A 16,363-nucleotide genomic window follows, 5' to 3' on the forward strand; every position below is an offset into this window, starting at 1 on the left:
ACAACTAACAACTGACTAATGACTAAATTCGCTACTTCTGTCTAGAATATCTGTATCTGTGTTTTGAACGTTTAGTTTCTACCAATCCATGTCCAGCCCGAATTTGGCAATGCCTTCGGCGAGTATAGCGATCGCCCGTCTAGTGAATACTGGCACAGATCACTTCGCCATTTGGGTAGTCCAAGCACCATATCCCAGTGGTTATGTTCTCCGTGATTGTGTTTTCTCCGCTGAACTTAATCAGGTTTGGCGAGATTGGCAGCAAATGTTTGCTGGTCATAGTCTATTAGATGTTACGTCCGGTTCAACATCTCCATTAGTTAATGGCTTACCCTTAGCTGTAATTTCACCTGCTGAAGGTCAAAATACAAGTCCCTATAGTAGTCGTTTGATGCAATCCTTGGGCATCAATTTATGGCGATGGATATTTGATGGAGCGATTTTGAGTAGTTGGGAACGGAGTCGGGGGATGGCCATGGGTCAACAGACTCAATTACGCTTTCGGTTAGAAATTCGTGATCCTGATCTGATTGCCTTACCTTGGGAAATTATGCAGCCAGAAGCCGGACAATCAGCCATGTCTCTTTCCCAGGATATTTTATTTAGTCGCACCATCCGTGAAGTTGAACCTCTGCCAGAATTGCGAACCGACCGGGCTGTAAATATTCTGTTGGTGTTAGGACATGATCATAAATTACAACTAGATCAGGAAGCATCTTTACTGAAAAAAATCTTGTTAGCAGGTCCTCCTGTGGGCAAAACTGCCGCTGGCTATGCACCTTGTACAGTAAAGACATTGGTACAACCGACGAAGACAGAGTTAATTCAAGAGTTAGAAACTAAAGTTTATAATGTGTTTTTTTATGCCGGGCATGGACTACCAGATCCAGATGGAGGCTCATTATTTTTAGGAAATGAACTCAAAATTAATGGGATAGAATTAGCTCAAGTCTTAACGCGGACAGGGATAAAATTGGGAGTTTTTAACGCCTGTTGGGGAGCGCAACCAGCAGCAACTAATCACCAAGCTATCCCTGCTAGTAGTTTGGCAGAAGTGTTAATTCGTCATGGTGTGCCAGCGGTGTTAGGAATGCGTGATCAAATTGCTGATGCAGAAAGTTATAGTTTTATTCAAACTTTTGCTGCTAATTTGCGATCGCGTAAATTAATTGATGAGGCGGTAGCAGCAGCTAGACAAGAACTGTTGACACTGTATAAATTCAATCAACCAGCTTGGACTTTACCAGTTCTCTACCTCCATCCTGATTTTGATGGAGAACTGATTAAAGGCGTAGATGAAGGAGTTACAGAACTACCAGAGCCGGCAATTTCTGGCATAGCTACCCCGGTGAATACAGCTTATTTGCGATGCCTAGGGCGGGCAAAGCCATCACTGTCACCAGGGGAGAAAACTTGGTTATTACGTCCCGGTGTTACCCGCATCGGTCGCACGAAAGATAATGATATTGTGATCCCCGAACTTTACATTTCTAAACGGCACGCGGAAATTTTATGTCGGCATACTCTCAATGAAACTACATCAATGATTACTTATTACCTACAGGATTTCTCTACCTATGGGACTACCTGGTATTTAAGCCCCAATGGTTGGCAACAAATTCTGCGGGAAGAAGTGGCTTTAACATCGGGAATGCAGTTAATGTTTGGCAGTTCTCAAGGTGACATTTGGGAATTTATCACAGAAGAATGCAGTAAGAGTCAGGATTGAAAACCGTTGAATTTGATTTACCTGCAACCTGCTGGATTAAAATTTATTGAGATGATGTTTATTTCCATGATTTTACGGAAATCCAATTCTTCAGGTTGTAGCTGTCAACAAGAACAATGAATTAATAGGGAAAAGAACATGAAAAACCAACCTAAGGATTTAAATATTGTGAATATTGTCCCATCGAATCTGGATTTAGAATTTATAGAAGCACTACTAGAACCTGAAGATGCTACTTATCCCTGGAATTTGGCTGATGAATCGTCAGAAGCTTATTTTCAGCATCTAGAACTACAATTTGGTTTGCAGGATTTCACCGACGCGGAACTGATCACCAGTGCCGATAATTTTTATCAAAACTTAGATATAATTTGGGATCAAGTTTCTGTTATTGAAAATAACAACATTAGTAAAAATACAGTTAATTATCTGCGGTCAGCTTTGCAAAATGCTTTTTCGGTTATGCCTGAAGTTTTACTCACGGCAATTGCTCAAAAAGCTGCTGAAGTTTCTATTCTTGAAAAATCAGCTAGTGAGAAATTAGTGGAATGTGTCCAGGCTTTACTACCCAGTTGGGAAATGGATGATCTGTTAGTTTTAGCTCGTCCTTTTGCCTATGCAATGCGAAGTAGTGAACCACAAACATTGACATCTATAATTAGAGATTTTGAACATCGAGATTGGGCAAATTTATCAGAAATAGAACAAGCAAAAATTACTTTAGCGATCGCTGATTATGCCCTCCAACATCTCTCAAAATCTGATTTTTAAACTTAGTTTTAACTCTGTTCCCTGTCTCTGCTATCTGCTATTTTGGGTCGAGAAACCGGGTTGCAAAGTTTTTTGATCTTGTTGGTGATAATACCCTGGCTTTGAGAATGGCTGCCATGAGAAAAGCATAGGACAAAACACCAACTACCACCAAGAAAAAAGCATTAATCGAACCTGTGGCATTCCATAAAGCGTGAAGTGCAGAAGCACTCAAATAACCCACAGAGAGAATTTGCTTTCCTTTCAGGGGTTTTAACACAGCCAAACCAACAAAATAGCCTAAGTATCCACTGTAGGCCATGTGTCCAGCCACAGAACCTAAAATGCGGGGAATAAGTAACTGTAAACCCACTGATTGACTAGAATTTTGAGAAATTAAGGGAACATATTGACCAAGGGTTTCTAGTAAGGTAAAGCCGACAGCGGAAGCTGTACCCAGGAGAATGCCATCTAAGGGTTCCCAAACCCCAATCCGTTCTCGCCAAGGTGAAGGTAAGGAATTTCCAATCCAATATGCCCCTAATACTGGTAGTATTTTCAGCAACTCCTCCATTAACCCCGCCCCAAAAAACATCCGTACGAATAATTCGGTGAAGGTAATACCATCTGGAGATGTAGTATCTAAAGTCCCAGGTAAGATATCTCGGAATACTTTGATGAATAAATCTAATAGAGGACTCAGCAAAATTAACATTGTACTCAGTGCCGCAGCTATGAGTACCCACCAAGGCTTAGATTTACCACACAATTGATAAACGAAGTAGTAAGCCGCAAAAGCGATATAAGATCCAACAATTACTTGATTGGCTTGAGGATGACCCACACTAGCAAACATTAACACCACAAAAACTACCGTGAGGATTCCTGGGATCAGGTAGGCTTTGCGAGTTAAATCCTTACCAGTAGAGATAATAGGAAACAATTGTGTGAAGCTTACAGAATCCTGCTTTGATGACAGACTTTGGTTATTGATAGATGATAATACTGTCGCTTTACTCACATTAATTATCGTTTTTTGAGCAATAACTTCATACTCAAAAATAAATTGTGGTCCATCAGAGCCAAGGGAAATGCAATCGCCTAAATGTAATTCTTGACATCCTTTTAAGTGTTCTCCATTTAAAAAAGTGCCATTGGCGCTATTTAAATCACAAATTACCCAGCTACAACCGCTATTGGTCACTAAAGAAAGGGGACGAACTACCGCATGACGACGAGATACCATCCGGTATATCATGGCATCCAAGACAATTTGGCAGATGGGGTCACGTCCAATTACCATTTCTTTACCAGGAAGCAACGAGTAGCGAGATGCTGACTCGGAAACTTCGACCTTACTGGACACCAACCGCAGAAATGCATTCTGTGTTGCGTTTTTGCCTGTCATCGAGTTACTGAGTGTGTCTAAACAAATTCTCTGGCTGATGCCACGCTATCAGATTTTGTGGTAGTAGAGTTAATTTTCGCCATATTCACGGCCGCACCACCTCTGAATATACCATAGCTTCTCTAACCATTACTCCCATTCAAAATACAAAATTGAAAAAAATAATAGATTAATAGCAATAATCCGCATTTAATTCCCTTTTTGAGAATTATTACTCCGAATTATCAAATAACTAATTGATAAAGAAAGAATCGCAATACCTAAACCGATAATTTCGATACCTTCAGTAACTTTCACGTCAAGAATAATAATTTTTCTGGCAATAGCAATTAAAGAAGTAACAATAACTAGTTCAACTTGTAAAACTTGCTTTTTGAGATAGCCAGTAATATTTTCTAGTATTTCTAAAGCAATTAAAACATTGAGAAATAAACCGAAAGTTTGAAACAATGTCTTGCTAAAACTACCTTCTTGTGGAGAAAGTATTTCCTTAAAAATAAATATTGCTAAATCACCAAGTGTTGCAAGAATTACTATTACCATAAGTAGAGATAGTAATTTTGCAACTATTACCTCAATAACTTCAATCATGTGCATGAAGCTTTTATCACTGGTAAGTTCTAGAAAGCTTTTAATGAATTTTCTCATTTGATCCTCCTTGATTAAAATTAATTTGGAAATTACGAAGATAAAACAAAAATCCTGTAGATAAATCTCAAGGATAAAAAAGCATAATATATTTTCTCTTTTCACAAACTTTGCAGTTTAAGAAAGTGCTTTTCAAAGTAATATAGGACTGATATTTGATTTTGGAAATATCCGTAGGGTGGGCATTACCCACCGGATAATACTTGAATTTTTATGGCTACGCCACGCAAACTATCAAATATCATTGACAGTTCCTATAGTTTATCACTTGTATTTTAAAATTAATCCTGATCATGATTTAAGAATTGAGGTATCTAAAAAAATAATCATAACTATTGATGATTAACTATAGGTTAAATTGTGAATTCCTCATTTATGAATATAGTTAAAAGCTTACCATTGTCAAGACTAAATGGAAACTTAGTTTTACCACGACGTGATGCCTTTGGCGATCACTGCGATCGCATTTCTAGCCACTGATTATCAACAATACCTAAAGTAGCAGCATTACGTAGATGAATCTCAATGTTCCAAAATTGTGCGCCTGTACAGTATACTAATGATTAAACTGCATCATATACAAAACTTAATCATAAAACAATTAAATTCAAAATCTGACACAATCTATTACTCAAAAATTAACACTGGAGTAATAAACAGACATCACAAAACTAAAAAATGCTACAATAAATAACATACCTGAATATCATTTACATTTTTCTGGAGGAAATATTATGTTATCAACAGAACTTCAACAAGAATCCATGATCAGCAGAATTGAGAAAATTGTGGCTATTTTAATGGAAGAACGTCCTTTGTTTAAAGAAGAACTGAATGATGAGGAAATGATTCAGCATTTATGTAACATATTTCAGAAAAATTTATCTATTGAGGAGTTTAATATTATGGAAGATCAAGACTTAAAAAAACGTTGTAGCGGTATTTTGTCTGTAGAAATGCTGTCAGGATTGTTAGATGATTTAACTCCTGAACAAATAGCTATTTTTGACGAAGCAGTTAAAAGGAAATAAAAAATGACTTATTTATTAGATACCAACATAGTTTCTTTTGCTATCAAAAATAATCTCATAATTAAGGCAAGATTAGAAGAATTACGTTCACAAGAAGAATTAATATCTATTAGTTGCATTACTTATTTTGAGGTTAAAAGAGGTTTGTTTGCAGTAAAAGCAAGTAAACAATTAGAAAGATTTGATGATTTTTGTAAGGATTTTCAAATCATTTTCTTGGATGATTTAGCGATTTTAGAAAAAGCGGCAGAAATTCATGCAAATCTCAGGTTAAGAGGATTACCAATCCAAACAGAGGATATTTTAATTACTGCAACTGCTATTATTAAAGATTTTATTCTTGTTTCTAATGATAGTGATTTATTGAGAGTTGAAGGATTAAGTTTAGAAAATTGGTTACTAAACAAAAAATAGATCCCCGACTTCTTAAAGAAGTCGGGGATCTGAGGATTAGGTATTTTAAATTGAGCTACTTAACTCACAGGTTCTAACTGTAAACTCGTTGCTTCTTCCTTCCACTCATGTTTCTGAAATTCTGCTAATTCTGCTTCTATTTCTGCCTTTACCTCATGACGGAACTTGAAAAAATGTTCACCTGTACCCAAAGCAATTAAATAATCATATAATAGATGAGGTTTTTGCCGTGCCATTGTTATTAATTGCTGCCAAAAAACAAACCGTGTAGAACGGAGCATTCCCTGTCGCCAACAAATAGACATTAAAAATTGAAACTCTGGTTTTGTTAAAGTCCGTTGATATTTAGCTCGCCAACCTTCCATCATCATAAAATGGCGAAAAGTCCGTTTCAGGTATGGCATAGGTTCATACAAATTCCAAAAAGCATCAATAAACTCCTCCGCAATTTCCGACATTGGCCGAGTGGGAACAAAATTCATTAAGGCTTTTTGAGAACCAAAAAATTCACCCAAACCATCCCTTAACCGTCCTTCTTTTTGCAAGCGAGTCCACATAGCTGTATTGGGTAATGCTTGCAATAAGTTAAGATGAGCTTGGGGAATACAAGTTGCTTCCACAAACTCTTGAATCCGTTTACCTGCGCCTGGTTTTTCCCCATCAAATCCTAAGATAAAACCAGACATGATTTGTAATCCGGCTTTGGTAATTTTATGGCAAGATTCAACTAAGGAACTGCGAGTATTTTGTGGTTTATTAATTCCTACTAGACTATCTACGTCAGGAGTTTCAATTCCCATGAATACCTGGACAAAACCAGCTTTTACCATTAATTCTAGTAACTCATCATCTTCAGCTAAATTCAAAGAAGCTTCTGTTAATAAAGCAAAAGGATAATTACGTTCTTCCATCCAGGGAATTAATGCCCTTAAAAAGACTTTAGCATTGCGTTTATTGCCAATAAAGTTATCATCAACAATAAACACATAACGCCACCAACCCATCTTATATAAAACTTCTAATTCCGCCAGAATTTGCTCAGGTGTTTTTGTGCGGGGTTTGCGGCCAAAAAGGGTAATAATATCGCAAAATTCACATTGGAATGGGCAACCACGGGAAAATTGCACCGTCATTGCTATATAAGCATCTAAATCTAATAAATCAAACCGAGGTGAGGGAGTTGTGGTGACATCTGGTTTTTCTGTGGCGCGGAAAATCCCCTTTTCTTCTCCCTTTTCTAAAGCTTCTACAAACATGGGAAGAGTGATTTCCCCTTCATCTAAAATTAAATAATCTGCGCCTGCTTCGAGGACAAATTCTGGTACAGATGTGGCAAATGGTCCCCCCACTGCGACTTTTTTACCTAACTTTTTGCCTTTTCTAATTAAGTCGCCAAAATCCTGTTTTTGGATAATCATTGCCGAGATGATGACTATATCGCACCATTCCCAATCTGCATCTGTTTCTAGACGGACATTGCGATCGCTCAATCTGAATTCCCAATCACTCGGTAACATCGCTGCAACAGTGATTAAACCTAATGGGGGATTCGTAGCACGTAACCCAGCTAAATCAATGGTTTCCTGATAAGACCAGAATGAATTAGGCATTATCGGCCAGATTAATAAAGCTTTCATTAAGTATATTTCCCTGAGTTGTTTTTGATCAAAACCTATTTAGTCTGAAGTATAAAAGTTAGGTCAGTTGGTTTTTATCTCTCTGGAGGTACAGATTCTTTTAGTTTTATATTTAAGCAACAAAACAGAGTAACAAAGAGGCACTTCAATGGCAGTAAATTCATATATTTCCAGTCCAGAAATCTTCAGGTAGTGGCTCATCAAAATCTTCACTTGTCCAAATAACTCCAGAATGTAATCCTGCTGTGCGAGATTGAGAACTTGAAATTTTTTCGGAAGACATTGATATCAAACGTGCTTGGGGGATGCTACCATCAGTTAAAACAATTTCTTTGCCTGCAAGCACTAGAGATAACAACTCTTTAATACTGATATTGGATTGATTTACATCAATGTTAAGTGGGGGCATAACTAAATAATTTCCTAGTTGTTAATACACCTAATTATTAATTGTAGAAGATGATGAGAAAATGTTTGATCATATTTTCTAACAAACCTCTCCTAATCTACTTAGGACGGTTTTCAGGGGTTTGACTTGACGGTTAGGGTCTATAAAATTGAGCAAGTTCTCGTTACACTGATAATTATGGGTAAGCAGCGCGTTTTGTCGGGAGTTCAACCAACTGGTAACTTACACTTAGGTAACTATTTAGGTGCGATTCGCAACTGGGTAGAAATTCAAGACCAGTATGAAAATTTCTTTTGTGTGGTAGATTTACACGCCATCACTGTACCGCATAATCCCGCCACTTTAGCGGCTGATACTTACAATATTGCTGCATTATATTTAGCCTGTGGCATTGATTTACAGCATTCTCACATCTTTGTCCAGTCTCACGTTTCCGCACACAGTGAACTGACTTGGTTGCTAAATTGCATTACCCCTCTGAACTGGTTGCAAGATATGATCCAGTTTAAGGAAAAAGCCGTTAAACAAGGGGAAAATGTCGGTGTTGGTTTGTTAGATTATCCCGTACTCATGGCGGCGGATATTCTCCTTTATCAAGCTGATAAAGTGCCAGTAGGCGAAGATCAAAAGCAACATTTAGAACTAACGCGAGATATCGTCAATAGGTTTAATCACCAATTTGCGAAAAAAGCACCTGTATTAAAATTACCAGATCCTTTAATTAGAAAGGAAGGTGCAAGGGTGATGAGTTTGACAGATGGAACCCGGAAAATGTCAAAATCAGATCCTTCAGAATTAAGTCGGATTAATATTTTAGACTCACCAGAGGAGATTACTAAGAAGATTAAACGCTGTAAAACTGATTTAGTGAGGGGTTTAACCTTTGATGATTCAGAACGCCCAGAATGTCATAATTTATTAACTCTGTATACCCTACTGGCTGGAAAAACCAAGGAAGAGGTAGCGGTTGAATGTGCAGATATGGGTTGGGGACAATTCAAACCTTTATTGACAGAAACGGCGATTCATGCTTTACAGCCAATTCAAACTAAATATCAGGAGGTAATGGCGGATAAAGGCTATTTGGAGTCAGTGTTGCGAGATGGTGGCGAGAAAGCCAGAGCGATCGCTAATCAAACTTTAGCAGATGTTAAAGCTGCTTTGGGTTTCACTGTTCCTCTTTAAGGTTTAAGCTTTTAGGTGTCTGATGTTTTACCTTATTAGCAAACCGAAATTATAATGTTATGCCGGATACCCATAGCCTTAGTGCTTTTAATAACTTCCGTAAAGCCGCCCTTGCAGGTGAATTTTTAATTACCGCCGAAGTTGCACCTCCCAAGGGAGGAGATCCAGTCCAGATGCTTGCAATGGCGGCGACTCTTAAGGGAAGGGTTCATGCTGTCAATATTACTGATGGTAGCCGTGCCGTAATGCGGATGTCTTCGTTGGTAGCCTCGGTAATTTTATTGCAAAATGGGATTGAGCCGATTTGTCAATTTGCTTGCCGCGATCGGAATAGAATCGGATTACAAGCAGATTTAATGGGCGCTCATGCTTTGGGTATCCGCAACATTTTAGCTTTAACTGGCGACCCTGTAAAAGCAGGAGATCATCCTCAAGCAAAAGCCGTTTTTGATTTAGAAGCTGTGCGGTTATTGCAGTTAATTAGAAACATGAATCGGGGCGTTGATTTTAATGAGAAACCTCTCACTGATGGCGCATTAGATTTATTTGCCGGTGCAGCGGTAGATCCTCAATCTCAAAGTTGGTCAGGTTTACAAAGTCGGTTTGAAAAGAAGATAGTAGCCGGGGCGCAATTTTTTCAAAGTCAATTAATTACTGATTTTGAAATATTAGAAAAGTTCATGGATAAAATTGCTGTAGGTTACAATAAACCAATTTTGGCGGGAATTTTTCTGTTGAAATCGGCAAAAAATGCCCAGTTTATTAATAAAGCTGTTCCCGGTGTGAATATTCCTGAACACATTATTGAGAGGTTAGCAAAAGCGAAACATCCTCTCGAAGAAGGAATGAAAATTGCCGCCGAACAAGTGCAGATTGCGCGAGGATTGTGTCAGGGTGTGCATCTGATGGCGGTAAAGCGGGAAGATTTGATTGCACCGATTTTGGATTTAGCGGGGGTCGAAAAGGTTAGTTAGCCTATAGGGGTAATTCATGAATTACCCCTACTAAATTAGGATGATCAAATTTAGCTGCGTAACAGCTTACAGTTTTGAAAACCAGCAAATTCAGTTTTGTCCAAACATTGAGAACGCAAAACATTGATGAAAACGTAAATTAGCTTTCTCCTTTTGTAGTCATTGATAACTTCCCATTTATCCTCCAATACCATGCAAATATATTGCAGTCAACAACACATAAATAATGGTAGTCATCGTTTTTGTACTCATTGCGGTGAAGCATTACCTTTGAGTGTGGGACAAGTTATTGATAATCGTTATGAAATTGCGCGAATATTGGGACAAGGTGGTTTTGGCCGCAGTTATTTAGCGATTGATCGGCAAAAATCTCGTAAAACCTGCGTTTTAAAGGAATTTGCCCCCAATATTGTCAAACCGCAGGAGTTAGAAAAAGCAAAGGAACTGTTTGAACGAGAAGCAAATGTCCTGAAAAAAATCCAACATCCCCAAATTCCGCGTTTTCACGCTTCTTTTCAGGCAAAAATTGGGACTAAGGATTTTTTCTTTTTGGTGCAAGATTATATTGAGGGTGATAATTATGACCAGTTATTTACACAGCGTCAAAGTCAGGGAAAGTCTTTTAGTGAAGAGGAGATTATTAATTTACTGCACAATATTCTCCCAATTTTGACTTATATTCATTCTCTAGATATAGTTCACCGCGACATTTCCCCGGATAATTTGATTTTACGCCAAAGTGATAATTTACCTGTGTTGATTGATTTTGGTGGTGTCAAACAGTTACCAGCTGATCAGGGTTTTTGGCGGACACAATTGGCTGTAAATGCAACTTTATTAGGTAAAAAGGGATACGCACCTGAAGAACAGTTACTTCAGGGAAAAGTCTATAAAAGCAGTGATTTTTATTCTCTAGCAGTGACGGCTTTAGTATTGATCACGGGGAAAGAACCAAATTTACTTTATGATAGCTATAATGGCGTTTGGTTTTGGGGTAAGGAAATTAAGGTTAGCCCCAAATTAGAGGCTGTCTTCAAAAAGATGTTGGCATATAAACCGAGCGATCGCTATCAAAAAGCCGAACAAGTTATTAAAGATTTACCTTTACCATCTCTTTCATCTACACCACAGATTATGCAAACTCCTACCAATAATCCCCATCCTTATATTACTAAGTTAAAAACAGAGGTGGTAGCACCAGGTATAAAACGCGCTCGGACTCTTCATAGTGGTGTCCACAACAAAACGACATTATTTGTCCAGAAAATACCGATGCCAATATGGTTGCGGCCTTTTACTGTTAGCTTTATTATGACTACGGGAATCTTGTTAACAGGCGCTGGTGTATTCGCTTTAGGAAATTTTGCAGTTAAGGGGATAACATCAATTACAGTTCCTCAAATTGAAGTTCCTCAAATTCCATCTATTAATAATTCTGGAAATGGGAATAATGGTAAACGCAGTATTCAGCAAATTTCCAGTCGTGTGCAAAAGCTAGAAATTTCTGCGAATTTTTTTAATAATACAGTTAATGAAGTTTTCTATACCCAAAAACCAGAATTAAATAAACGTCAGTTAACTGAGAAACCGGCAGATGCTGCTTTGCGGGAACAATGGAATCATGTTGCAGATCAGTTGTTAAATAATATAGAAAAGGCTAATTTAAGTGAAACTGCTAGAAAGAAAATAGGTAGTTATAGTCAACAAGATTCTCAACGCTGGGAACAACTTGCTAAAGCTGGAAGATTGGGTAAGTATAAATCTTTCCAGGATTTACGCGCAGATACATATCAGACTTTTGAGCCATTGTTTCCTGGTCAAGAACGTGGGAAACTAAATCAAAAAACTTTTCTGCAAATTTGGTATGCGATCGCATCTGATAAAGTAGAGAATAAGTAATAGGTAATGGGTAATTTTTCAGAACTGACAACTGACAACTGTACGGGCGAAGCATTTGGAGAACTATTTTTGGCAATGACCGATAATTTATCTTGCAAATGCTTCGCCCCTACTAACAACTGACAACTGACCAATGACTAATATTTATTGTTCTCAAGGGCATCAAAATCCGTCTGGTAGTAGGTTTTGTCTCCAATGTGGAGACAAAATTGCTAATGTACCAACATCTGGAAATCAGGGGATTCAACCAGGGCAAACTTTAGGCGATCGCTATGTTATTATTCGACAAATTGGCCAAGGAGGATTTGGCAAAACTTATTTAGCAGAAGATATTAACCGCTTTCGAGAAGCTTGTGTTTTAAAAGAATTCTCTCCCCAAGTACAAACTCGTTATGTTCTTCAAAAAGCAGAAGAACTTTTTCAACGAGAAGCAAGTGTTCTTTATAAATTACAACATCCTCAAATTCCCCGGTTTCGGGAACTATTATGCCTTAATTTCCAAGGGAAAGAAAGTCTTTTTTTAGTTCAAGATTATGTAGATGGTGAAACTTATAATTCTTTGTTAAATAGTCGTAAAAAACAGGGTTTAAAATTTACAGAAGCAGAAATTTACCAGTTATTACAGCAAATTTTACCAGTATTGGCATATATTCACTCCCTTGGTGTTATTCATCGTGATATTTCTCCTGATAATTTAATGCTTCGTAGTAGTGATCAATTACCTGTGTTAATTGATTTTGGAGGTGTTAAACAAGTAGCCGCAACCGTCGCTTCTCAATATTACCAAACAGGGGCAATTGCCTCTCCTATCAATGGCACATTATTGGGAAAAATAGGATTTGCACCACCAGAACAAATGCAAACAGGTGTGGTGTCTACCAGCAGTGATTTATATGCCTTAGCTGTGACAATGTTAGTTTTACTGACAGGTAAACAGCCCCAGGAATTAATTGATACTTATAATTTTAGTTGGCAATGGCGGCGGGAAGTCAGTCTCAGTTCCGCATTTGGACAAATTATAGATAAAATGTTATCACCAGTTGCAAGCAATCGCTATCAAACAGCCCGTCAACTTCTCCAAGTCCTGAACCCTCAAAGTGTTAGCTATCAGCAAACTCAACCCCCCACATCTGCAACTGTTGCTGTTTCTCCTCCCAAAACCCCAACCCCAGTTCCTGAACCTGTAATTATTCCCACTCCTCCCCAACCAGGTATTTGGACAGGAACAAATGTTTTGATTCTCGTCTTTGTCTTGACTATTGGGAGTTATTTATATTGGCAGAAATTTAAAACCCCGACCAATAATTTACAGGGAAATAACTCGACAATTATATCTAGTCCCAATCCCACGGAAATAATAAAACCCCAAATTAATTTTTCACCAGAGGAAAGACAACGCAAACAAAAATTGAGCGATAGCCGTGAAGAATTAGGTATCAATTATAAATTTTATGTTACACTCGTAAATCAAGTTTTTCGGGACAAAAATCCCAATTTAAAAGGGCGTATTCTTAGCGATAGTCCAGAAGATGAAAATTTACGGGCAGAATGGGATAAAACCGCTGCTGAAGTTCTAGAAAAGCTATCTGCAATCACTTCTGACTCTCGCCGTCAACTGGGCAATTATACTGGAAATGAACGCGCAATCTGGCAATTTAAAATTAATAAAATCAACGTTGGTAGTCGGTCTTTATATGATTTAGGTGATGCAGCTTTTTTACATGAATTTCCTGAACAAAAGGGTAAAAGTTTTATTAAACAACCCATTGGACAAGTTTGGTACGCATTTGTCAATGATCAATTTAACGCTATTCTTGATAAAAGCATATTTGAAAAAATCGTCTTTCCTGAAGGTGCTACCGGGAAAACAGTGAATGGAAGTTTGCAACCAGGAAGAGGTAAAGTTTTTATTGCTGGACTAGCCAAAGATCAAAATATGGAAGTTAAGCTAGAAGCAAATTCAAAAGTTTTATTATCAATTTATTCTCCTTCTGGGAAAAACCCATTGCTAGAAGATTCTCAAAAACGGACGATATCTGCAACATTATCAGAAAAAGGATTTTATGAATTTGTTGTTGTTTCCACAGCCTCAGAACCGGTAGATTATCAACTGACCGTAACAGCAGAAAATCCACCAGAACCTGAACCCACAGAAACGCCCTCACAAACCCCAACGGAAGAACCAATTCCGACGGAAACACCCACACCTGAAGGTAATTATTGACACTCTCAGGGCTAAAGCCCCTGAGTTTCCCACTTACCGCCAGATATTATAATTATAATTAGCGAGGTATCTCCACAGATTGAGGAAAATCAAGTGAGTTTATTAAAAGATCAGGTTGCAATTGTCACAGGTGCATCAAGAGGAATTGGCAGAGCGATCGCTATCCAACTAGCATCCCAAGGCGCAAAAGTAGTTGTTAACTACGCTAGTTCTAGCACCGCAGCAGATGAAGTAGTAGCAGAAATCACAGCAGCAGGAGGAGAAGCCATTGCCCTCCAAGCAGATGTTTCTCAAGAAAATCAAGTAGATACACTCATTAAAACCACCTTAGAAAAATTCCAGCGCGTGGATATCTTAGTCAACAATGCAGGTATTACCCGTGACACCCTGCTATTAAGAATGAAATTAGAAGAATGGCAAGCAGTCATAGACCTTAACTTAACTGGTGTATTTCTATGTACAAAAGTAGTCAGTAAAATTATGCTTAAACAACGTTCGGGGCGAATTATTAACATCGCTTCCGTCGCCGGACAAATGGGCAACCCTGGACAAGCCAACTACAGCGCAGCCAAAGCTGGAGTAATTGGCTTTACCAAAACCGTTGCCAAAGAACTTTCTTCCCGTGGCATCACTGTCAATGCCGTTGCCCCCGGTTTCATTACCACCGACATGACTAGTGATATTAAAGCTGACGGCATCCTGCAATATATCCCCCTGGGGCGTTTTGGTAAACCAGAAGAAATTGCTGGCATGGTGCGCTTTTTAGCATCAGATCCGGCCGCAGCTTACATCACAGGGCAAGTATTTAACGTTGATGGCGGGATGGTGATGTAATTTATCAGTGGTCAGTGGTCAATTGTTATACTAAATATGGTTGGGACATGGACTTTTGCAAAATTACAAAAAACTTGGATTTGTAGTAGTAGGGGTTTAGCAGTGATCATTGGTGTCAACTTAGGTTACAGATGGCTTATTTGTTTGGCTTCCACACCCGCCAGGGAATAAATTCCCTGTCTCATAGCTCAAGTCCGTTAAAACGGACTAATGAATTTTCCTAGTATTTAGTCATCTTTTAGATGACTTTCGCTATTAGCAAGGAACTTGAGTTCCTTGCGGGATGAAGATTTTGCGTTAAGTCGACACCAATGAGCAGTGATCATTGGTGTCAACTTAACGTAAATTGATGTCCCTTCAAGCCAGCCAGGGAATTTATTCCCTGCCTAAAGGCTAAAGTAGTTTAAAACCCACTACTTTGGCATAAATAGGATAATTTTTGATTTTGAGTTAATCAGAGTGCGTTTTAACGCACTTTAGCTATTAGACCGGAACTTAAGTTCCGGGCGGGAATGTTGTAGCCAAACAAATAAGCTACTTGTACTGAGCAGTTCGACCCTTCGACAAGCTCAGGGCATCGCAAGCTCACTGTAACACTTGCCGAAGTATCCCTAGCCTAAGTTGACACCACTGTACTTACCCGAACTCAGACAGTTGTAAAGTTATTGAGTCCCAGAATTCCTGTTAAACCTGTGACTTCAATAATGGCATCATTAGCCGCATTAAACCCTGCGGTTGCATCATTAATAGCCACAAAGGTTTTTTGTCCAAAACTGAATTGAGCCGCGAAATTTGACCCAAAGGCTGCCGCTGTTAATTTTGCCCCCATACCAGCAGCATCCAGGGTATTAACTGCGCCCACATTCACAAATCCGGCTCGTGCGGTAGAAACACGGAATAAATCATTACTTGTGGTGGCGTTGAAGTCTGTGATGATATCAAATCCACTTAAGAGAGAATCAGTGAGATTTTGGTAAACAAATTTGTCACTTCCTAAACCACCCGTTAGAGTATCTTTACCACCCGCACCGGTGAGAAGATCATTATTTGCACCACCAACGAGGAAATCATTAGCACTAGTACCTGTCAAAGTCAGACTAGAGGGATTACCAATCACACCATCACTATTAGCATCTATGCCGAAAATAGTCTCCTGAGTTAAAGCTTCTGCCGAATTCAATCCCCAATTTCCTTGAGAAGAAGCCCAATTCCAGTTACTAT

The 16,363-nt window shown here is 38.5% G+C and carries 14 protein-coding genes; 9 read left to right on the plus strand and 5 right to left on the minus strand.

Annotated features, from left to right (window positions below):
- Positions 1-109: 109 nt before the first annotated feature.
- Together FJR08_RS13020 and FJR08_RS13025 are read left to right on the plus strand one after the other, a co-directional pair.
- Positions 110-1,729 carry a CHAT domain-containing protein gene (locus tag FJR08_RS13020; RefSeq protein WP_168633457.1) on the plus strand — a complete coding sequence of 540 codons (1,620 nt, stop codon included), beginning with the start codon at positions 110-112 and terminating at the stop codon, positions 1,727-1,729.
- Between the two features lie 138 nt (positions 1,730-1,867).
- On the plus strand, positions 1,868-2,500 hold the full coding sequence (locus FJR08_RS13025) for a hypothetical protein (RefSeq protein WP_168633445.1): 633 nt from the start codon (positions 1,868-1,870) through the stop codon (positions 2,498-2,500).
- 37 nt (positions 2,501-2,537) lie between these two features.
- Here the strand turns inward: FJR08_RS13025 and FJR08_RS13030 are convergent, their stop codons facing one another.
- Both FJR08_RS13030 and FJR08_RS13035 read right to left on the minus strand, forming a co-directional pair.
- Positions 2,538-3,887, minus strand: coding sequence for a PrsW family glutamic-type intramembrane protease (locus FJR08_RS13030; protein WP_168633446.1), 1,350 nt, complete (start codon positions 3,885-3,887; stop codon positions 2,538-2,540).
- A 189-nt stretch (positions 3,888-4,076) separates the two neighbouring features.
- Positions 4,077-4,535, minus strand: a complete 459-nt coding sequence (locus FJR08_RS13035; protein ID WP_168633447.1) for a phosphate-starvation-inducible PsiE family protein — start codon at positions 4,533-4,535, stop codon at positions 4,077-4,079.
- 734 nt (positions 4,536-5,269) lie between these two features.
- Here FJR08_RS13035 and FJR08_RS13040 point away from each other — a divergent pair.
- On the plus strand, positions 5,270-5,566 hold the full coding sequence (locus FJR08_RS13040) for a hypothetical protein (protein ID WP_148765803.1): 297 nt from the start codon (positions 5,270-5,272) through the stop codon (positions 5,564-5,566).
- A 3-nt stretch (positions 5,567-5,569) separates the two neighbouring features.
- Positions 5,570-5,980, plus strand: a complete 411-nt coding sequence (locus FJR08_RS13045) for a type II toxin-antitoxin system VapC family toxin (protein ID WP_168633448.1) — start codon at positions 5,570-5,572, stop codon at positions 5,978-5,980.
- Between the two features lie 59 nt (positions 5,981-6,039).
- Here the strand turns inward: FJR08_RS13045 and FJR08_RS13050 are convergent, their stop codons facing one another.
- Together FJR08_RS13050 and FJR08_RS13055 are read right to left on the minus strand one after the other, a co-directional pair.
- Positions 6,040-7,617 (minus strand): B12-binding domain-containing radical SAM protein, encoded by a 1,578-nt coding sequence (locus FJR08_RS13050; protein ID WP_168633449.1) that lies wholly within the window; start codon positions 7,615-7,617, stop codon positions 6,040-6,042.
- Positions 7,618-7,777: 160 nt separating this feature from the next.
- Positions 7,778-8,026, minus strand: a complete 249-nt coding sequence (locus FJR08_RS13055) for a type II toxin-antitoxin system Phd/YefM family antitoxin (protein ID WP_015079659.1) — start codon at positions 8,024-8,026, stop codon at positions 7,778-7,780.
- A 177-nt stretch (positions 8,027-8,203) separates the two neighbouring features.
- On the opposite strand from FJR08_RS13055, the gene trpS reads away from it, so the two are divergent.
- From trpS to fabG, 5 genes are all read left to right on the plus strand, one after another.
- Positions 8,204-9,211 (plus strand): tryptophan--tRNA ligase, encoded by a 1,008-nt coding sequence (gene trpS, locus FJR08_RS13060; RefSeq protein WP_168633450.1) that lies wholly within the window; start codon positions 8,204-8,206, stop codon positions 9,209-9,211.
- Positions 9,212-9,270: 59 nt separating this feature from the next.
- Positions 9,271-10,185, plus strand: coding sequence for a methylenetetrahydrofolate reductase (locus FJR08_RS13065; protein WP_168633451.1), 915 nt, complete (start codon positions 9,271-9,273; stop codon positions 10,183-10,185).
- Positions 10,186-10,377: 192 nt separating this feature from the next.
- A complete protein-coding gene (locus FJR08_RS13070; protein WP_168633452.1) occupies positions 10,378-12,084 on the plus strand; it encodes a serine/threonine-protein kinase in 1,707 nt (568 codons plus the stop codon).
- 133 nt (positions 12,085-12,217) lie between these two features.
- Positions 12,218-14,308, plus strand: a complete 2,091-nt coding sequence (locus tag FJR08_RS13075) for a protein kinase (protein WP_168633453.1) — start codon at positions 12,218-12,220, stop codon at positions 14,306-14,308.
- A 93-nt stretch (positions 14,309-14,401) separates the two neighbouring features.
- Complete coding sequence (gene fabG, locus FJR08_RS13080) at positions 14,402-15,142, plus strand: 3-oxoacyl-[acyl-carrier-protein] reductase (RefSeq protein ID WP_015079664.1); 741 nt, start codon at positions 14,402-14,404, stop codon at positions 15,140-15,142.
- Between the two features lie 646 nt (positions 15,143-15,788).
- Here fabG and FJR08_RS13085 read toward each other — a convergent pair.
- Positions 15,789-16,363 (minus strand): bluetail domain-containing putative surface protein (locus tag FJR08_RS13085; protein ID WP_305791124.1); only part of this gene is annotated, 575 nt, incomplete at its 5' end.

Source organism: Dolichospermum sp. UHCC 0260 (genome assembly GCF_009711985.1).
Taxonomy (GTDB): Bacteria; Cyanobacteriota; Cyanobacteriia; order Cyanobacteriales; family Nostocaceae; genus Dolichospermum; species Dolichospermum lemmermannii.